At 72.3% G+C, this 21,895-nt stretch carries 20 protein-coding genes; 10 read left to right on the top strand and 10 right to left on the bottom strand.

Going from position 1 to position 21,895, the window contains the following annotated elements; genetic code table 11:
* Nucleotides 1-1,205: putative Ig domain-containing protein (locus AB0H83_RS43705; protein WP_360107008.1), on the bottom strand; the 1,205-nt coding region annotated here is incomplete at its 3' end.
* A gap of 167 nt (nucleotides 1,206-1,372) precedes the next feature.
* Between AB0H83_RS43705 and AB0H83_RS43710 the strand changes: the two genes are divergently transcribed.
* Nucleotides 1,373-2,989 carry an amidohydrolase gene (locus AB0H83_RS43710; RefSeq protein WP_360107011.1) on the top strand — a complete coding sequence of 539 codons (1,617 nt, stop codon included), beginning with the start codon at nucleotides 1,373-1,375 and terminating at the stop codon, nucleotides 2,987-2,989.
* Here AB0H83_RS43710 and AB0H83_RS43715 read toward each other — a convergent pair.
* On the bottom strand, nucleotides 2,932-3,330 hold the full coding sequence (locus AB0H83_RS43715) for a serine protease (protein ID WP_360107014.1): 399 nt from the start codon (nucleotides 3,328-3,330) through the stop codon (nucleotides 2,932-2,934). The genes AB0H83_RS43710 and AB0H83_RS43715 overlap by 58 nt on opposite strands.
* Nucleotides 3,330-3,692 (bottom strand): CU044_2847 family protein, encoded by a 363-nt coding sequence (locus AB0H83_RS43720; RefSeq protein ID WP_360107017.1) that lies wholly within the window; start codon nucleotides 3,690-3,692, stop codon nucleotides 3,330-3,332. Before AB0H83_RS43720 ends, AB0H83_RS43715 begins: the two co-directional genes overlap by 1 nt.
* Nucleotides 3,693-3,801: 109 nt before the next feature.
* Here AB0H83_RS43720 and AB0H83_RS43725 point away from each other — a divergent pair, with 109 nt between their 5' ends.
* A complete protein-coding gene (locus AB0H83_RS43725; RefSeq protein WP_360107019.1) occupies nucleotides 3,802-6,087 on the top strand; it encodes a DUF4132 domain-containing protein in 2,286 nt (761 codons plus the stop codon).
* A 111-nt stretch (nucleotides 6,088-6,198) separates the two neighbouring features.
* Here AB0H83_RS43725 and AB0H83_RS43730 read toward each other — a convergent pair whose 3' ends face one another.
* The 5 genes from AB0H83_RS43730 to AB0H83_RS43750 all read right to left on the bottom strand — a co-directional run bounded on the left by AB0H83_RS43730 (nucleotide 6,199) and on the right by AB0H83_RS43750 (nucleotide 13,071).
* Complete coding sequence (locus AB0H83_RS43730) at nucleotides 6,199-7,200, bottom strand: sugar ABC transporter substrate-binding protein (RefSeq protein WP_360107022.1); 1,002 nt, start codon at nucleotides 7,198-7,200, stop codon at nucleotides 6,199-6,201.
* A 28-nt stretch (nucleotides 7,201-7,228) separates the two neighbouring features.
* Nucleotides 7,229-8,575, bottom strand: coding sequence for an enolase C-terminal domain-like protein (locus AB0H83_RS43735; RefSeq protein ID WP_360107025.1), 1,347 nt, complete (start codon nucleotides 8,573-8,575; stop codon nucleotides 7,229-7,231).
* Between the two features lie 659 nt (nucleotides 8,576-9,234).
* Complete coding sequence (locus tag AB0H83_RS43740) at nucleotides 9,235-11,784, bottom strand: hypothetical protein (protein ID WP_360107028.1); 2,550 nt, start codon at nucleotides 11,782-11,784, stop codon at nucleotides 9,235-9,237.
* Between the two features lie 214 nt (nucleotides 11,785-11,998).
* The gene (locus AB0H83_RS43745; RefSeq protein ID WP_360107031.1) at nucleotides 11,999-12,481 is read right to left on the bottom strand and encodes an SRPBCC family protein; all 483 of its coding nucleotides are present in this window, start codon (nucleotides 12,479-12,481) and stop codon (nucleotides 11,999-12,001) included.
* A 263-nt stretch (nucleotides 12,482-12,744) separates the two neighbouring features.
* Nucleotides 12,745-13,071: a metalloregulator ArsR/SmtB family transcription factor gene (locus tag AB0H83_RS43750; protein ID WP_360107034.1), complete on the bottom strand. Its 327-nt coding sequence runs from the start codon at nucleotides 13,069-13,071 to the stop codon at nucleotides 12,745-12,747.
* 224 nt (nucleotides 13,072-13,295) lie between these two features.
* On the opposite strand from AB0H83_RS43750, the gene AB0H83_RS43755 reads away from it, so the two are divergent.
* Entirely contained in the window at nucleotides 13,296-14,762 is a 1,467-nt protein-coding gene (locus tag AB0H83_RS43755) for a glutamate synthase subunit beta (protein WP_360107037.1), read from the top strand.
* A 27-nt stretch (nucleotides 14,763-14,789) separates the two neighbouring features.
* Here the strand turns inward: AB0H83_RS43755 and AB0H83_RS43760 are convergent, their stop codons facing one another.
* Nucleotides 14,790-15,422 carry a response regulator transcription factor gene (locus AB0H83_RS43760; protein WP_360107040.1) on the bottom strand — a complete coding sequence of 211 codons (633 nt, stop codon included), beginning with the start codon at nucleotides 15,420-15,422 and terminating at the stop codon, nucleotides 14,790-14,792.
* The gene (locus AB0H83_RS43765; protein ID WP_360107043.1) at nucleotides 15,419-16,543 is read right to left on the bottom strand and encodes a histidine kinase; all 1,125 of its coding nucleotides are present in this window, start codon (nucleotides 16,541-16,543) and stop codon (nucleotides 15,419-15,421) included. Before AB0H83_RS43765 ends, AB0H83_RS43760 begins: the two co-directional genes overlap by 4 nt.
* A 36-nt stretch (nucleotides 16,544-16,579) precedes the next feature.
* Here AB0H83_RS43765 and AB0H83_RS43770 point away from each other — a divergent pair, with 36 nt between their 5' ends.
* Genes AB0H83_RS43770 through AB0H83_RS43800 form a run of 7 tightly spaced genes read left to right on the top strand, consistent with a single transcriptional unit; the run spans nucleotide 16,580 to nucleotide 21,895 of the window.
* A complete protein-coding gene (locus tag AB0H83_RS43770) occupies nucleotides 16,580-17,203 on the top strand; it encodes a hypothetical protein (RefSeq protein ID WP_360107046.1) in 624 nt (207 codons plus the stop codon).
* A 9-nt stretch (nucleotides 17,204-17,212) separates the two neighbouring features.
* Nucleotides 17,213-17,974, top strand: a complete 762-nt coding sequence (locus AB0H83_RS43775) for a DeoR/GlpR family DNA-binding transcription regulator (protein ID WP_360107049.1) — start codon at nucleotides 17,213-17,215, stop codon at nucleotides 17,972-17,974.
* A gap of 55 nt (nucleotides 17,975-18,029) precedes the next feature.
* The gene (gene pfkB / locus AB0H83_RS43780; RefSeq protein WP_360107052.1) at nucleotides 18,030-18,983 is read left to right on the top strand and encodes a 1-phosphofructokinase; all 954 of its coding nucleotides are present in this window, start codon (nucleotides 18,030-18,032) and stop codon (nucleotides 18,981-18,983) included.
* An 11-nt stretch (nucleotides 18,984-18,994) separates the two neighbouring features.
* Nucleotides 18,995-20,116: a PTS mannitol transporter subunit IICB gene (locus tag AB0H83_RS43785; protein ID WP_360107055.1), complete on the top strand. Its 1,122-nt coding sequence runs from the start codon at nucleotides 18,995-18,997 to the stop codon at nucleotides 20,114-20,116.
* A 6-nt stretch (nucleotides 20,117-20,122) separates the two neighbouring features.
* Nucleotides 20,123-20,431 (top strand): PTS lactose transporter subunit IIB, encoded by a 309-nt coding sequence (locus tag AB0H83_RS43790; RefSeq protein ID WP_033364260.1) that lies wholly within the window; start codon nucleotides 20,123-20,125, stop codon nucleotides 20,429-20,431.
* Nucleotides 20,424-20,858 carry a PTS sugar transporter subunit IIA gene (locus AB0H83_RS43795; protein WP_360107059.1) on the top strand — a complete coding sequence of 145 codons (435 nt, stop codon included), beginning with the start codon at nucleotides 20,424-20,426 and terminating at the stop codon, nucleotides 20,856-20,858. The genes AB0H83_RS43790 and AB0H83_RS43795 overlap by 8 nt, the downstream gene beginning before the upstream one ends.
* Nucleotides 20,855-21,895 (top strand): zinc-dependent dehydrogenase, encoded by a 1,041-nt coding sequence (locus tag AB0H83_RS43800; RefSeq protein ID WP_360107062.1) that lies wholly within the window; start codon nucleotides 20,855-20,857, stop codon nucleotides 21,893-21,895. Before AB0H83_RS43795 ends, AB0H83_RS43800 begins: the two co-directional genes overlap by 4 nt.

Genomic DNA, 21,895 nt, shown 5'->3' on the forward strand with positions numbered 1-21,895 from the left:
TGGCTGGCCCATTGGCCGATGGCGCCGCTGGTGCCGGTCCAGGAGGTGGCGCCGGACTCGAAGCCGGGGTTGAGCAGCTTCTGGCCGCTGCACGTACCGCCGCCGCCACCGCTGACCGTCCAGCCGAACGACGCGGTGCCGGTCGCACCCGTCGTGTCACGGACCGTCACCGTGGAGGTGGTGGTCTGCGCGGTGGTCGGGGTGCCCGAGATCAGGCCGGTGCTGGCGTTGATGGTCAGGCCCGCGGGCAGGCCGGTGGCCGAGTACGTCAGGGTCTGGCCGCTGCCGGACGACGACGCCGAGATCTGCAGCGACTTCGCGGTGCCGACCGTCGCGGTCTGCGCGCCGGGGTTGGTCACGGTGACCGTGTTGCCGCTGCCCGGAGGCTTGGTGAGCAGGCAGCCGGCGATCGACAGGTCGATGACCCGCGAGGAGTTGAGGCAGGTGGTGAACCAGTACGTCTGCTGACCGTAGCTCTGGCCCTGCCGGACGGTGACGTTGCCGTTCGCGTCGACCTCGCACGGGTTGTTGAGGGTGCAGCTGGCGCCGTTGTCGTTGCCCGTGTTGTTGATGCCGATGACGGTGTTGTCCGACGACGCGACGATCGGCGAGCCGGATGTGCCGTGGGTGGTCTGGCAGCCGGTGTTGTACCGGATCGAGTCGTGCCAGGTCCACTGGTCCTCGCGCAGGGTGGGCACGAAGCCGTTGATGGTGCAGGTCCAGACCTGCTTCCAGTAGCTGGACGGGATCGTCATCGCCGTGCCGTCGGCCGGGTGGGTGGCGGCGATCGTCAGGGCGGTGGTGTTGTAGCTCGACTTGATCTGCGCGAAGGTCTGGGTCAGCTGGTACAGCGCCACGTCCGTGTTCGTCATCGTGGCGTAGATGAGCTTGTCGGCGCGCACGGTGCCCAGCGAGCCGCCGGTGTTGTTCAGCAGTGTCCCGGTGCGGGTGCTGGTGCGGTTCTGCAGCACCTGACCGGCGTTGATGAAGCCGCCCTCGTAGCAGTGGCCGTTGGTGAGCAGCATCGCCCGGTCGCTGTCGACTGAGCTGGGGAACCGGACCAGGGCGCCCGAGCAGTTGTTCAGGGCGATGGTCGCGCCCAGCCCGGTGGCCTGCACGGCCTGGGCCGGCGCGGGGCCGGCGACGACGCTCGCGGCGACGGCGATGATGGCCGCACCGATCGCGATGACCCGTCTCTTGCGCATGGGTGGGTGGTCCCTTCCGGTTGGGGGTACGCAGCGTGGTGCCGCGGGATGACCGCGAACACTTCGCCGACCGTCGATGTAGTGATGGCACCATCACATCGACGGGCATGCAGGTCAACGGGGTGGACCCTTTGCGTGCCCCCACGGTTGCCGTGCATGCTGCGCGGATGGGTGCGCTGTTGTTCATCGGCGGCCGGGTCTTCGCACCCGGCGGCGCGGAGGCGGTCGCGGTCCGCGACGGGCGGATCGTCGCAGTCGGCGACCGCGCGGCCGTGCTGTCCGAGTTGTCCGGTCACGCGTTCGACGTCATCGACCTCGGCGGCCGGGCGCTCGTCCCCGGCCTGCAGGACGCGCACATCCACCCCGTCTCCGGCGCCCTCGAGCGGCTGCGCTGCGACCTCACCCCCTGGCACACGAAGGCCGAGTATCTCGCCGCGATCGCCGTGTACCCGGGCGACGGCTGGATCACCGGCGGCGGCTGGTCGATGGCGGCATTCCCGGGCGGCCTGCCGCACCGCGACGACCTCGACACCGTCGCCCCGGACCGGCCGGTCTTCCTGCCCAACCGCGACCATCACTCGGCGTGGGTGAACAGTCGCGCGTTGTCGATAGCGGGCATCGGTCGTGGCACGCCCGACCCGGCCGATGGGAGGATCGAGCGGGATGCCGCGGGGGAGCCGACCGGGGTCCTGCACGAGGGGGCCATGGATCTGATCACGGGGCTGCTGCCCGCCGACACCGCCGAGGACTACGACCGCGCGTTGCTCGAGGCGCAGCGCTACCTGTTCAGCCTGGGCGTCACCGGCTGGCAGGACGCGATCGTGGGTGCCTATGCGGGTGCCCGGGACCAGTTCGGCACCTACCTGGCAGCGGATGCGGCGGGTGTACTGCGGGCGAGGGTCACCGGCGCGCTGTGGTGGGACCGCGCGGGCGACGCGTCGCAGATCGCGGGCTTCGAGGCCCGGCGCGCCGCCGCGGGGCACGGCAGGTTCCGCGCGACCGCCGTGAAGATCATGCAGGACGGCGTCGCGGAGAACTTCACCGCCGCGATGATCGATCCCTACGTCGGCCAGGGCGGCCACTGCGGCCAGTCCAACGTCGACCCCGCCCGCCTGCGGGATTACGTGACCCTGCTGGACGCCGCCGGGTTCGGCGTGCACTTCCACGCCATCGGCGACCGTGCCGTCCGTGAGTGCCTTGACGCGGTCGCGGCGGCGCGGGCCCACGGCTCCTCCGGTGCCCGCCATCACCTGGCCCACCTGCAGGTGGTGCACCCAGACGACGTGCCGCGCTTCGCAGCCCTCGACGTCACCGCCAACATCCAGGCCCTGTGGGCGACCCACCACGAGCAGAACGACACCCTGTGCGTGCCGTTCTTCGGCCCGGAGCGCTCCGGCTGGCAGTATCCGTTCGGCTCGATCGCCCGCACCGGCGGCCGGCTCGCCGCCGGCAGCGACTGGCCCGTCACCACCTCCGACCCGTGGTGGGCGATCCACGTGGCGGTGCACCGGACCGAGCCCCTCGTCTCGGGCGAGGCGGACTGGCCGGCGTCCCAGGTGCCGATGCTGCCGCAGGAGGCGCTGAGCCTGGAGCAGGCGCTGACGGCGTACACGCTCGGCTCGGCGTACGTGAACGGCACCGACGACGAGACCGGCTCCATCACCGCCGGCAAGGCCGCCGACCTGGTCGTGCTGGACCGCGACCCGTTCGAGCCCGGCGCCGTGCTCTACGAGACCAAGGCCGACCTCGTGTTCGTCGACGGGGAGGTGGTGCACGAGCGGTAGCCGGCGGTGCGCGAGCGTCGGCCGCAGGCGGGAACAGGCCCGGTGAGCTGCGCGTCGTGGTCCCGCGGCCGCGCCGTCACCCGCCAGTCGGCACGCAGCACCGCGTGCGTCAGCGGGGGCACGATCGCCAGCGACTCCGCGACCCGCAGCGTGGCCACGTCGATCGCCGGGTCCGCGTGGACGGCCTCGACCGGCAGCCGTACCCCGGCCGCCGTGACGAACTCGAGCTCGTGCGCCCCGCGGTGCCGCACCACGTGCGCCGCCGTCGCGACGATCCGGTCCGTCAGGCAGAACCCGCTGCCCAGGTCCGCCGCCCCGGCGACGATCCGCCCGTCGATCATCAGCCCTGACCGGCCTGGCCGCCCTGGTCGCCCGGGCCGCTCTGGTCCGCCGGTTGCGGCGCCGCCCGCCGCAGCGTGACGGTCACCTCGAACGTGGCCCCGGTCGTCGCCCGCGACACCACCGCCCCGGCCTCGGCGCTGAGCGTGACCCCGAACTTCGCCTGCAGCTCGGCGACCTCCCACCCCGACAGGTCGGGCGTCACGTTCGCCGCGACGGCCCGCACCCCGGCCGCGACCGCCGCCTGCACGTCCGACAGCCGGTCCCGCAGCCGCTCCACGGCCCCGTCACCCCACGAGATCTCCCGCCCCCCCGGCGACGTCGACCACCTGCACCACAACCGAATCCGCCACCGCCGCCTCACTCATGGCGACACCGTACCGCCGCAGGGCCATCGATGCGCCAGCCGCTGCACGGCGCGGGAGTGGACGCGTCACGATACGGTCTGCGGACCGGCGGGGGAGGGGGCGACGATGACGGCAGGTGCACCGGGCACCGTCATGGCGTGGCAGGACGGGGAGCGGGACCTGTGGTGGTCGCGGGCCGCGGCGCTGGAGCACGGCCGTGAGCAGCCCGACTGGGTCACCGCGGTGACCAGTGCCGATCACCTGTCCGACCTGACGCAGGCGCAGCTGTCGTGGCTGATCACGCGCGGGCCGGAGCCGTCCGCGCGGGCGCTGCTCGGCAAGTTGCTGGTGCTGCTGCGGCACCGGCAGCGTATCGATGTCGACCGGGTCGCGGTCGCCCGGTTCGAGCTCGACGCGCTGCCGCTCGCGCTGCAGGACGCCGGCCAGGACGCGGACGGGCTCGGGATGCTGCTGCTGCCGTTCCGGGGCCCGGAGCCGGCCGCGCTGGTCGCCGGGTGGCTGCGGCATCTCGGGTCGGCCCGGATGTGGGCGCGGCTGTGGCTGCACCGGCATGCCGAGACCGCCGCGCGGGCGCTGGCACCGGCCGCGGCCGGGCGGCCCGGCAAGGCGCGGCAGCAGGCGGAGGACGCGCTGGGGTTCCTGGCCGCGACCGGGCACGCGGAGACCGTGGCGCGGGCCACGCGCGAGCACGGCGTCGAGGTGCCGCTGTGGGGGCCGCTGCCGGCGCGCACCGGCAGGGCGCCCGCGTGGGCACGCCCCGAGCGCCTGCCGCCGATCCACCTGGCCGGCGCCGCCACGGTGCCGCGGGACGACAACGCCGAGCCGGCGGGCGCCGCGACGGTGCCAAGGGAGGACAACGCCGAGCCGGCGGGCGCCGCGACGGTGCCAGGCGACGACGTCGCCCAGCCGACCGGCGGTGCGCAGCGGCCGGGCGACGGTACGACGATGCCGCGCGACGACGTTGCGCGGCTGGCCGAGGCGCTCACCTGGACGCGGCTGGACACGCCACCGGAGCCGCCGCCCGGCGACCCGGCACCGGCCGCCGGTGGCGTGCCGGTGACCGTGGAATCGTCGTCGGCCGCGCAGCCGTTCGTCCAGCCGCCCGCGCCGGAGGCCGAGAAGCTCATTGCCGTCTGCGACCCCGGAAGCCTGGCGCGGTTCGGGCGGGCGCTGCTGGACGCCTGGGTGGCCGACGGCATGCCCGCCGCGCAGGCGTGGGTGGTGCTGGCGCAGGCGCACATCGGCGACGACACCACGATGGACCAGCTCGCGCCGCTGGTGCGGTCGTGGCCCGCCCGCAGCCGGTGGGCGCGGGCGATCGACGGGCTCGCCGTGCTGGCCACGGCCGGCACCGACGTGGCGCTGCGGCACCTGCTGTCGATCGAGGCGGGCATGTCGGGCGGGCCGACGAACGAGCGGGCCGTCGCCTACCTGACCCAGGCCGCCGCGCGGCGCGGGCTGAGCGTCACACAGCTGGCGGACCGCCTCGCCCCGACGCTCGGCCTCGACCGGGGCGTCACGTTCGACTACGGGCCGCGGGCCTTCACTGCGGTCGCCGACGAGCACCTCACCGCGCACGTCGTCGACGCGGCCGGGCGGCGGCTGGCCCGGCCGCCGAAGCCGGGCGCGAAGGACACCAACCCGGCGGCGTACGAGGCGTTCGCGCGGTTCAAGAAGGACCTGCGGGCGGCCGCAGCGGTCCAGGTCGCGCGCCTGCGCCGGGACATGCTCACCCGGCGGCTGCGCCCGGCGCGCGACCTGACGACGGTCGTGCTGCCGCACCCGGTCCTCGGCCCGCTCGCCCGGCGGCTGCTGTGGGGCGAGTACGGCCCCGGCGACCGGCTCGTCCGGGCCCTGCGCATCGCCGAGGACGGCACGTTCACCGACGTCGAGGACACCACCGCGACGGTCGACCCGGACGCGCCGCTCGGCGTCGTGCACCCGGCCGAGCTGGGCACCGACCTGCCCCGCTGGACGCGGCTGCTCACCGACTACGAGATCCTGCCGCCGCTGCCGCAACTGCAGCGGCCGGTCGTCATCCTGACCGGGGCCGAGCGCGCCGCGACGAGCGTGCCGGGTCCCGGGCCGGTGCCGGCGGAGCACCTCCTGGCGCTGCTGCACGGCGGCGACTGGCAGGGCAACGGGCACGACACCACCCAGCACGTGCACACCCAGCTGTGGCACCGGCTGCCCGGCGGGCTGGCACTGGTGGCCGAGGTCGAGCCGGGCGTCTCGAAGTGGTCCGCCACCGGCACCCCGCACCGCATCACCGAGCTGTGGGTCGACGACGCCTGGTCGGATCACCTGCAGCAGACGCGGCACGTCCGGCTGGGCGACTGCGACCCGGCCGCCCTGTCGGAGCTGCTGGTCGAGCTGAGCGCGGCGAAGTGACGGCCGTCAGCCCCAGCGACACGTCGTGCAGCGCCGTGGTGGCGCCGAAGCGTTTGCTCGTGTGGACGGCCTCCACCGCCGGGGCGGTGGAGGCGCCGGTCGCGTCGGTCATCACTTGCCGATCTGGTTGCCCCACAGGGCGGGGTCGTCGACGTTGTCCTTGATGACGAGCGGGGCGGGGAGTTGGTCTTCGAGGAGTCCGTCGCGGATCTGGACGATGGTGCTGTCGTGGTCGGTCCTGCCGGGTTGGAAGGTTCTGCCGTCGACGGCGGCCTTGGCGTAGTACAGGGCGTACTTGGCGTACAGGTCGGCGGGTTGGGACACGGTGGCGTCGATGTCGCCCTTGCGGATGGCGTCGAGCTCCTGGGGGATGCCGTCGTTGGACACGATGAAGATGTGTTTGGGGTCGGTGGGTGGGACGAGGAGGTTCTTGGTGCGCAGCAGTTGCAGGGTGGGGGCGAGGAAGACGCCGCCGGCCTGCATGTAGATGCCGTTGATGTCGGGGTGCTGGGCGAGGCGGGTCTGCAGGGCGGCGGAGGCTTTGGCGCCTTCCCAGTCGGTGGGTTCGGCGAATGCTTCGGAGCGGTCGCGGCCGTTGACGCTGGACAGGGCGCCCTGGAACTCGATGACCTTGCCCTTGCCGCCGAGTTTGGTGCCGAGGAACTCGCAGGCTTTCTGTCCGTAGGCGCGGTTGTCGGCGCGCACGACCATGTACACGTTGCCTTTGTCGGGGCGGGTGTCGACGGTGACGACCGGGATCTTCTTCTGTTCCAGTTGGGTCAGGATGGTGCCGATCGCGCCGGTGTCCTGCGGCGCCATCACGATGGCTTTGGCGCCCTGGCTGGTCAGCGCCTGCGTGTTCGCGACGAGTTTGGCGATGTCGTTCTGCGAGTTCGTCGGCGTCATCAGGTTCAGGCCGCCGTCCTTGGCGTACTGCGGGATGTACCTGGCGTAGGAGTTCCAGAAGTCGGAGTCCGCGCGGGGCAGGTCGACCGCGATCGGAGCACCCTTCGCGGGGCCGGGCGCGCCGCCGCCGGGGGAGGTGCCGGCGTCGCAAGCGGCGAGGGACACGACCAGGGCGGTGGCCAACAGGGCCGGTCGTAACAGGTTCATGGCGGGATCCTCAAAGGGGGTGTGGTGTTCAGCGGCTCGGGGATGCGTCGCCGGCGCCGGCACGCCAGACGGGGCCGTCCGGAAACGCGTAGCGGGCCCGGCTCTCGGCCCGCATGGTGGAGCTGAACCCTGGTGCGAGCGGCGCCAGGTAGTGCCCCCGGTGCATGCGCACCGGGTCGGTGAAGTGCTCGTGCAGGTGGTCGACGTACTCGATGGCCCGGTCGTGCATCGACCCGGACACCGCGACGTAGTCGAACATCGACAGGTGCTGCACGAGCTCGCACAGCCCGACGCCGCCGGCGTGCGGGCAGACGGGGACGCCGAACTTCGCGGCCAGCAGCAGGATCGCGACGTTCTCGTTGACCCCGGCGACGCGGGCGGCGTCGAGCTGGACGAACGAGACCGCGTTGAGCTGCAGCAGCTGCTTGAACACGACCCGGTTCTGGACGTGCTCACCGGTGGCGACCGGGATCGGCGCGATCCGCCGGGCGATCGCGGCGTGCCCGACGACGTCGTCGGGGGAGGTCGGCTCCTCCACCCACCACGGGTCGAACGGTGCCAGCGCCTCGACCCACTCGACCGCGGTGCCGACGTCCCACCGCTGGTTGGCGTCGATCGCGATCCGTACGCCCGGACCGCACACCTCCCGGGCGATCCGCATGCGGCGCAGGTCGTCGTCGAGGTCGGCGCCGACCTTGAGCTTGATCTGCGTGAACCCGGCCGCTAGGGCCTCCCGGCAGAGCCGTTCGAGCTTGGCGTCGTCGTAGCCGAGCCACCCGGGCGACGTGGCGTACGCGGGGTAGCCGCCGGCCAGCAGCGCCTGCACCCGCTCCTCCCGGCCCTCCTCACCGCGGCGCAGCAGCCGCAGCGCCTCCTGCGGCGTCAGGGCGTCGCTGAGGTACCGGAAGTCGACCAGGCCGACGAGCTCCTCCGGCGACATCGACGACAGCAGCCGCCACAGCGGCAGGCCGGCCCGCTTCGCCTTCAGGTCCCACAGCGCATTGACGACCGCCGAGATCGCCATGTGCATGACACCCTTCTCCGGGCCCAGCCAGCGCAGCTGCGAGTCGTAGACCAGCTCGCGGTACAGCCCGCCGAGGTCGTCGAGCACCTCCTTCACCAGACGTCCGACGAGATACGGCCGCAGCGCCTCGATCGCCGCGGTCTGCACGTCGTTGCCGCGGCCGATGGTGAACGCGAACCCGTGCCCCTCACCGTCCTCCCCGCCCTCGGTGGTGCCGATGGCGTCGGTGCGCAGGACCACGTAGGCGGCTGAATAGTCCGGGTCGGCGTTCATCGCGTCGGAGCCGTCGAGCTCCCGTGAGGTCGGGAACCGCACGTCGTAGGTGTCCAGCGACACGAAGCGGTTGGTCACGGTCCCTCCCTCGATCGAGTACCACTGCTGCGTTCAGACATCCGATGTCTAGCAGGCGTGACCCGCGAACGGCAAGGGGCAAAATCTTGGAGCCTGTCGCTTTTGTTCGACAGGACAGAAGTTTGGAACCCTGCTTGACGAACCGATACCTCCGATGTTCGACTCGATGTCGAGGGTTGTCCATGGTTCGATGAGCGGACCCACCGCTCGAGACCTGCGGACGACACCCTGCGAAGCGACGCCGACGCGGAGCAGGGTAGACATCAGCCCTGGAGGGGCCCCTCCAGGGCTGATGTCGCGCTGACCTGACCGCCCGCCCCGCCCGGCGCGGCGGCCGCCGGCATGCCCGCCGCCCGAGCTCGCCTTCGCCTGACGCCGCTCGCCACGACCCGGTGGATTCCTGGTCCTCATCGACCAGGCAGCCACCGGGTCGTGCGTCCACCGGTCGCCGCGGCGGCCGGTGCCCCCGGCTGCGTGTCACGGGATGACGAGGTCGAACTTCTCCCACTGGCCCACGGCGGCGGCGCCGAGCAACCCGCGTCGGGTGAGTCTCATGCGGTGGTGTCCTTCCGGAAAAAGCCGGGTGGGGCTGGCGGCCCCCACCCGGCGGGAGAACCTACGCCGTGGTGAGGATGAACTTCTCCCACGGGCCGATCGCGTCACGGTTGGCGATGAGGGCGGCGGCACCGGCGCTCTCCGCGACGACGTACTTGCTGTTGACGGTGGCCTGCAGGCTGACGGTGCCGTCCGCGTTGCGGATCAGCCTGAACGTCTCCCAGCCGCCGATCACGGCGCGGTTGGCCACCAGCGGGTTGGCGCCGGCGTTCTCCGCGCACACGTACTGGCCGTTGACTTTGGCCTTCAGGGCGACGTTGCCGCTGCCGAGGTCGACGATCTCGAACTGCTCCGAAACGCCGGCGGCGGTCTTGTCGGCGATCAGCGGGCCGGCGCCGGCGCTCACGTAGCGGCTGTTGACCTGCGCCATGAGCGTCGAGCCGCCGGCCGGCGGGGCGCCGCCGGTGATGATGATGCGCAGCGCGTCGACCATGCCGACCGACGTCGTCCTGTTCACGATGCGGATGGTGTGGCTGCCGTTGGTCAGGCCGGTCCTGCTGTACACCACCTGCTGTGCCTGGCGGGGGCCGGCGGCGTAGAGGTTGACGTTGGCCTGGAAGACGTTGTCGAGGTACACGTCGACGTTGCCCATGTCGCTGAAGCGCTCCGACAGCAGCTCCACGCCGGTGCCGGTGAAGGTGTAGCCGGCGGCGGCGTTGACGGTGGTGGAGTGGTGCGTGTCGTCGTTGTGGTCGCCGTAGCCGCGGCCGGTGGTGTGGAACCAGTTCGCGTCGTAGGTGAGCGCGGTGTCGTTGACCAGGCCCGGGCTGCCGGGCCCACACGTTGCTGTACGGGTTGGGCCGGGTGTTCCAGCTGTTCAGCGCGGTCTGGTAGTCGGGCGCGCCGATGCCGGTCAGGTCGTAGGGCCAGATCAGCTCGGCGGTGACGTTCTCGCCGTTGCGCTGCTGGGCCGCCGGCGGGTCGTGCGGCAGCCACGCGCCGTTGCTGGTCTTGTACGGCTCGATGCGGTCCAGCACGTTCTGCCACCCGGCGCGCAGGCCGGCGTCCAGGCCGAGCTGGGTGCTGACCTGGATGGTGAGCGGGAACAGCAGCCGCACCGCGGCGAGGTCCGTGATGGCGTTCTTGACGTCCCAGTACGTCTCGTGCGCGTTGGACGTCGCCATGAAGTAGCGGCCGGTGCCGGCGTCGTAGCTGAGCTTGGACTGGTAGAACCTCACCGCCTCGCGCATGTACGGGTACGCGGTGTTCTGCAGGTAGGTGAGGTCGTTGGTGTACCGGTACTGCAGGTACATGTTGTAGGCGGCCTCGGTGCCGGTGGAGTAGATGTCGTTGACGTAGTCGCTGTTGACGGTGCCGCGGGCGTTGCCGTCCCAGCCCATCGTCTCCGGCACCCACAGCCCGTCGATGCCGTACCTGGTCTGGGTGTAGGCCTTCAACGCGGTGAGGTTGCGGCTGTACAGGCGGTTCTCGGTGGCGAACAGGTCGGCGTGGTTGGAGGCGAGGAACGAGTTGTACACGTCGCGCTGGTTCCAGAACCAGTAGCCGTTGCTCCACTTGGTGCGGTCCTCGGTCGCCCGGAACACGCCGTTGATGAAGTGGAACGGGTAGTTGCCGTAGCCGCCGGCGGCGATCATGTACGTCGCCAGGTAGTACACGTTCTCGAGATAGTCGCCGGTGTTGCCGTACTGTCCTTGAGGGGCGCCGCTGTACTGCACGAACGACTTCGCCCAGAACGCGTGCCACCAGTTTCGGTGGGCGTTGAGGTTGGTCAGGTAGCCGGCGTTCTTCGCCGCGGTGAGCTGGTTGCGGGCCTGGGTGACGGAGTTGGCGCCGGGGGAGTTGACCCGGCTCGCGGCGGTGAACCAGATCGTGTAGCTGGCGCTCGGGGTGATGTTCAGCCGGACCCGCGTGCCGTTGACGACCTGCGTGCTGTACGCGGCGCCCTCGACCGTCGCGGCCAGCGTGTAGCCGAAGGTGTTGGGGTCGCTCTGGCCGCGGCTGAGCCCGGCGGCGCTCGCGTCGGCGAACGTGCTCACCTGCTTCCAGGTGTCCAGGTTGGGCACGTCGGCGCTGTTGGTGACCGTCGCCGGGTCCCACATGCTCAGGTCGAGCGTGGTGGTGCCCAGGCCGGTGCGCGGGTCCTCGACGTGCACGCCCATGACCTCGGAGCCGGGCACGCCCATGATCGTGACGGTGCGGTTGGTGTCGTACCGGGTGGTCAGCGTGCCGTCGTAGAGCGACAGGCGCTGCTGGTAGCCGCTCACACCGGTGTCTGGGCCGGTATCAAGGCCGGGGCTGGTGTTGAGGTTCACCAGGCCCGCCGCGAACGCCGACTGCGGCGACAGGTCGACGCCGGACACCTGCATGGTGAGGCCGTTGGCGTTCCAGACCATCGCGCCGGTCCTGCCGTTGCCGACGGTGAGCCCGTGCAGCGGGTCGGTCTGCGGGCTGTTGTAGACGATGTCGTGCTTGCCCAGGTAGCCGGCGTAGTTGACGTCAAGGGCGCCGGTGCCGGGGTTGAACGCCTCGTCGGTCGTCGACGCGGTGGCGCTCGGGCCGTGGATCAGGGTGACGAACGTGCCCAACAGGACGGTGGCGGCCGCCAGGAGGGCGAGTCGGCGGGGCTTGCCCACAGCAACGCTCCTTCGATCCGGGAGTGGGGAGCCTCGCGCCGTCGAGACCCTTGCATGTGTCAAGCAGTTAACATTGGACGTCTGCCTTCGCCAATGCCTGCAGTGTCCGAGAGTACCCGTGATCATGCGGACGCCGCTGGCAGATAGATGGGATGTCTGATCGTCGTTGTGGAGCAGCGGGTGCCGGGCCGCGGCCCGGCACCCGCGCCGCCGATCAGCCGGTCATCGCGGTGCCGGTCTCCAGCAGCGACTTGAGGTCGCTGAGGATCCACGGCCAGCCGCCGCCGGCGCCCATGTCCTCCAGCTCTCCCGACAGCAGCTGGGCCAGGCCGGCCTCGGCGCCGATCTCGTGGGTCACGGTCAGCGCCGTCACGCCGTCCTTGCCCTCCTTCAGCTCGTACGTGAGCCGGGTGAACCCCTCGGGCACGTGGTCGGGGTCCATCAGCATCCGCCAGGTCTGCACCAGCCGGAACGGCGGGTCGACCTCGACGATCTCGCCGTCGACGCCCAGCTCCGGGGCGCCAGCGGCGATCATGCCGGCGTTCGACATGCCGCGGAACGCGCCGCCGGGGCGCAGCTCCATGTGGTTCTCGCCGCGGTAGCCGTACCGCGACGTCCATTCCGGGGTGGTGATCGCGTCCCAGATCCGCTGCGGGCTCGCCTTGATGTGAATCTTGTAGACCTGCGTGCTGCTCATGCCGTCACCTCCGCTGCGCTCCGGCGCCGGCCTGAGCTCCACCCTGTGCCCATGATTCGCAGCCCTCCGCTGCGCTGCGTGCTGCTCATGCCGTCACCTCCGCTGCGCTCCGGCGCCGGCCTGAGCTCCACCCTGTGCCCATGATTCGCAGCCCTCCGCTGCGCTGCGTGCTGCTCATGCCGTCACCTCCGCTGCGCTCCGGCGCCGGCCTGAGCTCCACCCTGTGCCCATGATTCGCAGCCCTCCGCTGCGCTCCGTGCTGCTCATGCGTGCTCGTCCCCTTCGAGTTCGGCCTTGAGTTCCAGCAGTGCCGTGGCGTGGTGCTCGGTGTACTTGTCGATCCACCGGTCGTGCACCTGGCGGATCGGGATCGGGTTGAGGAAGTGCAATTTCTCCCGCCCCATCCGGCGGGTCACGACCAGTCCTGCCTCTTCGAGGACCTTCAGGTGCTTCATGACTCCGAAGCGCGACATCGCCAGCTCCGACTCCAGCTCCGTCAGCGTGCGGCCGTCACGCGAGAAGAGCAGGTCGAGCAGGAACCGGCGGGTCGGATCGGCCAGGGCCTTGAAGACGCGGTCGTCGTCATTCACTACCCGAAGTTATGTGACCGAACGGTCACATGTCAAGCGGTGCGGGTGCCGGGCCATACCAGGGTGTGGCGCATTGGGCAGAGCCGACCCCTTGTGGCGGGTATGGGCGCAACGGCTAAGGTGCCTTCCGCGGCCGTGTACGGCCGTGCGGTCAGACCGGGCCAACGCTGTCCCACCGTGAAGTTTTTCCGTGTGCACCGCCAGGCAACGGTGGAGGGACAGCTGTGCCGGACCCGACTGGCTTTCTGAAGTACGGTCGTCAACTGCCGCTGCTGCGGCCGGTGCCCGAGCGGGTCACCGACTGGCGCGACGTGTACCAGCGCGCCGACGCGCAACTGATCCACGAGCAGGCCAGCCGCTGCATGAACTGCGGCGTGCCGTACTGCCACAACGGCTGCCCGCTGGGCAACCTGATCCCGGACTGGAACGACCTGGTGCGCACCGGGGACTGGGGCCGCGCCGCCGACGCGCTGCACGCCACCAACAACTTCCCCGAGGTCACCGGCCGGCTCTGCCCGGCGCCGTGCGAGGCGGCCTGCGTCCTGGGCATCGGCGACGACCCGGTCACGATCAAGCAGGTCGAGGTCGAGATCATCAACCACGTCACCGACGACGGGCCGCTGCCGCCCTTCCCGGTGGTGGCCCCGTCGGGCCGCAGCGTGGCCGTCGTCGGCTCCGGCCCGGCCGGCCTGGCCGCGGCGCAGCAGCTGGCCCGCGCCGGGCATGCGGTCACGGTGTACGAACGCAGCGACGCCCCCGGCGGCCTGCTGCGCTACGGCATCCCGGACTTCAAGTTCGAGAAGCACCACATCGACCGGCGGCTCGACCAGATGTCGGCCGAGGGGGTGACCTTCGTCACCAACTGCGAGGTCGGCGTGGACGTCTCGCTCGCCGACCTGCGCGAGCAGCACGACGCCGTCGTGCTCGCCTGCGGCGCCCTGGACCCCCGCGACGTGCCGGACACCCCCGGCCGCGACCTCAGCGGCATCCACCAGGCGATGGAGTACCTCGAAGGCGCCAACAAGGTCGTCGCCGGCACGCTGGACGCCCCGCCGATCACCGCGGCCGGGCGGCACGTCATCGTCGTCGGCGGCGGTGACACGGCCGCGGACTGCCTCGGCACCGCGCACCGGCAGGGCGCGGTCAGCGTGCAGCTCGTCGAGGTCGCCCCGCTGCCACCGCCGCAGCGCGACGCCGGCCGCAACCCGTGGCCGACCTGGCCGATCATGCTGCGCAGCGGCTCCGCCCACGAGGAGGGCGGCGAGCGCAACTACGGCTGCGCGATCCGCCGGTTCATCGGCGACGAGCAGGGACGGCTGCGCGCCGTCGAGCTGGTCGACGTCGTGCTCGGCCCCGGCTTCACGCTGACCGAGGTCGAGGGCACGGTCCGGGAGATCCCGGCGGACCTGGCCCTGCTGGCGATCGGCTTCGCCGGCACCCAGCCCGGCCCGCACCTGGAGCAGGCCGAGCTGACCCGCAACCGGCGCGGCACCCTGGACACCGACGCGGACTGGCAGACCTCCGCCCCGGGCGTCTTCGTGGCCGGCGACGCCCGCCGCGGCCCGTCGCTCATCGTCTGGGCGATCGCCGAGGGCCGCTCCGCGGCCGCGGCGGTCCACCAGTACCTGGGCGGCGGCGGCCGGCTCCCGGCCCCGATCACCCCGTCGTCGGCGCCGCTGACGGCGCACTGACCGGCTGCCGCCCGGGGCCCCAGGGGCTCAGCCTCCGGTGAGGCCCTGGGCGGCGATGGCGGCCTGGACCCGGCTGCGCAGGCCGAGCTTGGCCAGGACCCGGCTCACGTGCGTCTTCGTGGTGGCCTCGGCGATGCCGAGGCGGGCGGCGATCTCGGCGTTGGACAGCCCGTCGCCGAGGCAGCGCAGCACGTCGCGCTCGCGGTCGGTGAGCCCTTCCAGGTCGACCGGCGGGGCGGGCGGGCCGGCGAAGGTGGCGATGACCCGCCGGGTCACCGCGGGCGCCATGACGCCGTCGCCGCGGGCCACCGCGCGCACCGCGGCGAGCAGGTCGGCGGCCTCGGCGTCCTTGAGCAGGAACCCGGCGGCGCCGGCGCGCAGCGCGCCGAAGACGTACTCGTCGAGGTCGAACGTGGTCAGGATCAGCACGCCCGGCGCGCCGAGCGCGACCAGCTCGCGGGTGGCGGCGATGCCGTCGAGGCGGGGCATCCGCACGTCCAGCACGACGACGTCGGGGCGCAGCTCGCGGGCCAGCTCGACGGCCTGCACCCCGTCCGCGGCCTCGCCGACCACGTCCATGTCGGGTGCGGCGCCGAGGATGAGCACCAGCCCGGCGCGGACCGCGCCCTGATCGTCGGCGACCAGCACCCTGATCGTCATGCCCGCACCTCCCGGGGCAGCCGCGCGGAGACCAGCCAGTCGCCGTCGCGCGGCCCGGCGTCGAGTGAGCCGCCGAGCAGCTCGGCCCGCTCCCGCATGCCGATCACGCCGGCGCCGGCCCCGTCGGCCCGAGGTGGCCTGCCGGCGAGCGGGGAGGCGACGCTGATGTCCACCGTCGCCGGCTGGTACGCGACCGACACCGTGACCGGGCCGCCGTCACCGTGCTTGAGGGCGTTGGTCAGCGACTCCTGCACGATGCGGTAGGCGGCCAGGTCCACTGACGTCGGCAGGTCGGCGGGCTCACCGCGTACCGACACCGCCACGGCAAGACCGGAGCGCCGGGCGCGGCCCGCGAGGTCCTCGAGGTCGGCCAGCCCGGCGGTGACGTCCTCGGCGGCCGACCCGCCCGCGGGGTCGCGCAGGAACCCGACGAGCTGGCGCATCTCGGCGAGGCCGCGCACGCTGTTCTCCCGGATGACCTGCAACGCGTCGCGGGTGCGGTCGGGGCCGAGGTCGGCGCTCAGCGCGGCGGTGGCGTGGATGGCCACGGCGCTGAGGTGGTTGGCGATGACGTCGTGCAGCTCGCGGGCCATCCGGGCGCGCTCACCGGCGACGGCGTTGGCCCGGTCGAGCTCGGCGAGGCGGGCCAGCTGCCGCGCGACCTGCGCCTGCTCCCGGTGGTGGCGCACGTGCGTGCCGGTGAGCACCGGCACGACGGTGACCAGCGCGAGCAGGACGGCCAGGCCGAGCGCCTGCACGTCGCGGTAGACGACCAGGGCCACGACCGCGGTCACCACCGAACCGACGACCGAGCAGGCCAGCAGCGTCCGGGCCAGGGACTGGCGGCCGTGCACGCAGGCGTCGTAGAGGACCTGCGTGTAGACCAGCGGGGTGGCCAGCGACGGGCCGACCACCACGTCGGCGGTGACGGCGGCGGTGCCGATCAGCACCGAGGCCACGGGCGCGGTGCGGCGCAGCAGCAGCGCCGCGCAGCACACCACGAGCGGCGGCACCAGCCAGCCGACGCCGGCCCTGGCCTGGTACTGCCCGGTGACGAGCATGAGCAGCCCGAGGCCGAGCCCGGCCCCGGCGAGGGCGAGGTCGACGGCGCGTCCTTTCATGCCGCCGATTCCACCATCCCGGACGCGGCGGGCGGTATGCGACGAAGGATGTACCCGCGGGCCGTCGCCACGGCCGACGCGGCCGCCCGGGCCGGCTGCGAGGCTCTGGGCATGGTCATCGGGTTCATCATCGGTTGTGAGATCGCGTTCTGGGTCGTGCTGGCTGCGGGGCTGCTGCTGCGGTACCCGCTGCGCCGCCCGCGGGCCGGGGCGGTGGTGCTGGCCGCGGTGCCCGTGGTCGACCTGGTGCTGCTGGTCGCCTGCGCGGTCGACCTCGCCGGTGGCGCCACGGCCGGGGCGCGGCACGCCCTCGCCGCGCTGTACCTGGGGTTCTCGCTCGCGTTCGGGCCGTCCATGGTGCGCTGGGCCGACGTGCGGTTCGCGCACCGCTTCGCCGGTGGCCCGAAACCACAGAAGCCCGCAGACAAACGGGCCCACGAGTGGCGGCTGTTCCGGCTGGCGGCGCTGGCCTGGGCGATCACCTGCGCGCTGCTCGGCGCCGGGATCTGGTGGATCGGGGACCCGGCACGCACGCTCGCGCTGGAGGCCGGCGCCGGTCAGGTCACGTTGGTGCTGGTCATCTGGTTCATCACCGGTCCACTCTTGACTTCCAACAGAAACGGGCGTAAACAAAGCACAAGCAAAACGAAACGGCGGTGAAACAACACGATGTACGCCGAAGAACGGCAGCAGGAGATCCTCCGAATCGCCCGCGCGCAGGGCCGGGTCGAGGTCGCCGGCCTGGCCGACGAGCTCAACGTCACGTCGGAGACCATCCGCCGGGACCTCACCATGCTGGAGCGGGCCGGGGTCCTGCGCCGGGTGCACGGCGGGGCGATCCCGGTCGAACGGATCGGTTTCGAGCCCGCCCTGGCGGCCCGCGACGCGGTCCTCATCGAGGAGAAGGAGCGCATCGCCAAGGTCGCGCTCGCCGAGGTGCCCGACGAGGGCGCGATCATCCTCGACGCCGGCACCACCACCGCCCGCCTGGCGCAGCTCCTGCCCGCCGACCGGGAGCTGACCGTCGTGGTCAACTCGCCGGTCATCGCCACCACCCTCGGAATCCGCCCCAACCTCAACGTGCTGCTGCTCGGCGGCCGGGTCCGCGGCAAGACCCTCGCCACCGTCGACGACTGGTCGCTGCGCCCCCTGGCCGACCTGTACGTCGACGTGGCGTTCGTCGGCACCAACGGCATCTCCGTCGAGCGCGGCCTGACCACCCCCGACCCGGCCGAGGCCGCGGTCAAGCGGGCGATGATCCGCGCCGCCCGGCGCACGGTCCTGCTCGCCGACCACACCAAGCTCGGCAACGACTACCTGGCCCGCTTCGGCGAGCTCGCCGACCTGGACCTGTTCATCACCGACCAGGTCGCCGACAGCGACCTGGTCGGCGACCTGGAGGCCGCCGGCGTGCGGGTGACCCGGGCATGACCCGCCCGGCAGCCCGTCCGGCACACCGCGCTGCGGGCGTGGAGGTGACCTGCGCATGATCGTCACCGTCACGCTCAACCCGAGCCTCGACCGGGCCGTCGAGGTCGACGCGCTCACCCGCGGCGAGGTCATCCGGGCCACCGCCGCCCACCTCGACCCCGGCGGCAAGGGCGTCAACGTCTCCCGGGCGCTGCTGGCCAACGGCGTGCCGTCGGTGGCGGTCCTGCCCTGCGGCGGCGACGAGGGCGGGCAGCTCGTCCGCCTGCTCAAGGCCGAAGGGGTCGAGGTCCTCGCGGTCCCGATCACCGGCCGGACCCGCTCCAACATCACCCTCGCCGAGCCCGACGGCACCGTCACCAAGGTCAACGAGCCCGGCCCGGCCATGTACCGCGCCGAGTTCGACGAGATCACCGACCGGGTCCTGACCCGCGCCGGCAGCGCCCACTGGGTCGTGCTGTGCGGCAGCGTCCCGCCGGGACTGCCCGACGACGCGTACGCGCAGCTCTGCCACCGCCTGCGCGCCGCCGGCATCCGGGTCGCCGTGGACACCAGCGGCCCCGCCCTGCGCGAGGCCGCGCTGGCCGGGGCGAACCTGCTCAAACCCAACCGGGACGAGCTCGCCGAGGTCGTCGGCGCGCCCCTCGCGGCCCTCGGCGACGTCGTCGACGCCTGCCAGCAGCTGCGCTCGTGGGGCGCCGGCACGGTCGTGGCGAGCCTCGGCGCCGACGGCGCGGTCCTCGTCGACGCCGACGGGGTCATCACCGGCACCTGCCCGGTGGTCCGCCCCCGTAGCACCGTCGGCGCCGGCGACGCCCTGCTCGCCGGGTTCCTCGCCGCCGGTGCCCGCGGCGCGGCCGCGCTCGCCGAGGGCCTCGCCTGGGGCGCCGCCGCGGTCAGCCTGCCCGGCAGCCGCATGCCCGGCCCCGCCGACCTGATCCGTCACAACGTCGCCATCCACCCCCAACCGGACCAGCTCCGCCCCCTGCTGCGATCCGGCCCGCCCTCCTGAAGGAGAACCCCGTGTCGACCTACACCCCGCAGGTCCAAGGCGGTGGCCTCAAGGCCTCCGTGCAACGCGTGGGCGGCTACCTGGCCGCCATGGTCATGCCCAACATCGGCGCCTTCATCGCCTGGGGGCTGATCACCGCCCTGTTCATCCCGACCGGCTGGCTGCCCAACGAGAAGCTCGCCGGCCTGGTCGGCCCGATGATCACCGTGCTGCTGCCGGTGCTCATCGGGTACACCGGCGGCCGGCTCGTGCACGGCCAGCGCGGCGCGGTCGTCGGCGCCGTCGCCACCATGGGCCTCGTCATCGGCGCCGACGTGCCGATGTTCCTCGGCGCCATGCTCATCGGCCCGCTCACCGCGTACATCCTCAAGCTCTTCGACGGGCTCGTGGAGAACCGGATCCGTCCCGGCTTCGAGATGCTGGTCGACAACTTCAGCGCCGGCATCATCGGCGGCGCCATGGCGATCGGCGGCGTCTACGGCATCGGCCCGGTCGTCGAGTGGCTCACCAAGCGCGCCGGCTCCGGCGTCGACTGGCTCGTCGACAAGGACCTGCTGCCGCTGACCTCGGTGCTGGTCGAGCCGGCGAAGGTGCTGTTCCTCAACAACGCCATCAACCACGGCGTGCTCGGCCCGCTCGGCGTCGCCGAGGCCGCCGAAAAGGGCAAGTCCATCCTGTTCATGATCGAGTCGAACCCCGGCCCGGGCCTCGGCCTGCTGCTCGCGTTCATGCTCTTCGGCCCCCGCACGCTGCGCCCCAGCGTCCCGGCCGCGATCATCGTGCAGTTCCTCGGCGGCATCCACGAGATCTACTTCCCGTACGTGCTGATGAAGCCCAAGCTGATCCTCGCCATGATCGCGGGTGGCGCGGCCGGCGTCGGCACCTTCATGATCACCGGCGCCGGGCTCGTCGCCACCCCGGCCCCCGGCAGCATCTTCGCCTACATGGCGGTCACCCCGAAGGGCGGCTACTTCGTCGTGCTGCTCGGCATCGCCATCTCCGCGGCGGTCACCTTCGCCGTCGCCTCGGTGCTGATGGGTTTCGGCCGCGGCGAGCCGCCGGCCACCGAGGACGCCGACGGGGACGCCGCTGAGAACGACACCGCACACACCCCGGCCCGCCAGGAGGTCTGAGCGCTCATGCCCACCATCAACGGCACCGAGATCAAGAAGGTCGTCGTCGCGTGCGACGCCGGCATGGGCAGCAGCGTCATGCTCGCCAGCACCCTGCGGCGGCAGCTGTCGAAGAGCGCCGTCACCGTCGAGCACACCCCGGTGAACCAGATCCCGTCCGACGCGGACGTGGTCATCTGCCACCAGGGCCTCGCCGCCCGGGCCCGGGTCAGCGCCCCCGACAAGGTGATCGTGCCCATCCAGGTGTTCATCGGCGACCCCGCGGTGACGAAGGTGGTCAACGCCGTCCAGCGCGGCGGTGAGCTCAGTGGCTGACCTGCTGACCGGCGACGCGATCCGGCTCCACGAGCGGGCCGGATCGCGGGACGAGGCGATCCGCCGCTGCGGCGAGGTGCTCGTCGAGGTCGGCGCCGTCGCCCCGGCGTACGTGGAGGCGATGCTCGCCCGCGAGCAGAGCGTCTCCACCTACGTCGGGGAGGGCGTCGCCATCCCGCACGGCACGCTCAACAGCAAGGAGTCCGTGCGCCGCGACGCCCTCGCGGTGCTGCGCTTCCCCGACGGCGTCGACTGGGACGGCTTCGACGTGCGCGTCTGCGTCGCCATCGCCGCCGCCGGGGACGGCCATGTCGACATCCTCGCCTCCCTCGCGGAGATCCTGCTGGACCCCGACCAGGCGGCGCGGCTGCGAGCCGCCACCGACCCCGCCGACGTGCTGGACCTGCTCATCCTGGAGAAGACGTGAAAGTACTGACGTTCCACGCCCCCGGCGACGTCCGCGTCGAGGACGCCCCGGAGCCGGCGCCGGGCCCCGCCGACGTGAAGATCCGCGTCCGGGCCTGCTCCACCTGCGGCACCGACGTGAAGATCTTCAACCATGGCCACCACCACATCGTGCCGCCCCGGGTCATGGGCCACGAGATCGCCGGCGAGATCGTCGAGGTCGGCGCCGACGTGACCGGCTGGGCCGCGGGGGACCGGGTCCAGGTGATCGCCGCGATCCCGTGCGGGCGCTGCGGCGAGTGCACCCGCGGCCGGATGACCGTCTGCCCCAACCAGGTGTCGATGGGGTACCACTTCGACGGCGGCTTCGCCGAGTACATGGTCGTGCCGCACAACGTGCTGGACGTCGACGGCCTCAACCGCATCCCCGACGGCGTCAGCTACGCCGAGGCGTCCGTCGCCGAACCCCTCGCCTGCGTCCTCAATGGCCAGAACCTCGCCCGCGTCGGCGACGGCGACGACGTGGTCGTGGTCGGCTCCGGGCCGATCGGCTGCCTGCACGTGCGGCTCGCCCGGGCCCGCGGCGCCGCCCGGGTCTTCCTTGTCGACCTCAACCGGGAGCGCCTCGACCTCGCCGCCGGCCTGGTCAACCCCGACGCCGCGATCTGCGGCGCGGAGACCGACGTGGTCGACGCCGTCATGAAGCTCACCGAGGGCCGCGGCGCCGACGTCGTCATCACCGCCGCCGCGTCCGGCGCGGCGCAGGAGCAGGCGCTGCAGATGACCGCCCGGCAGGGCAGAATCAGCTTCTTCGGCGGCCTGCCGAAGGACAAGCCGGTCGTGTCCGTCGACTCCAATGTCGTGCACTACCGCGAGCTCACCATCGTCGGCGCGAACGGCTCCAGCCCCGCCCACAACAAGGAGGCGCTGCAGCTGATCGCCTCCGGCGCCGTCCCCGTCGCCGACCTCATCACCCACCGCCTGCCCCTCGCCGACGTCCGCGACGCCTTCGGCATCGTGGCCCGCGGCGAGGCGATCAAGGTCACCATCGAACCGTAG

The sequence above is a fragment of the Dactylosporangium sp. NPDC050688 genome, assembly GCF_040654515.1.
In the GTDB taxonomy this organism is placed as follows: Bacteria; Actinomycetota; Actinomycetes; order Mycobacteriales; family Micromonosporaceae; genus Dactylosporangium.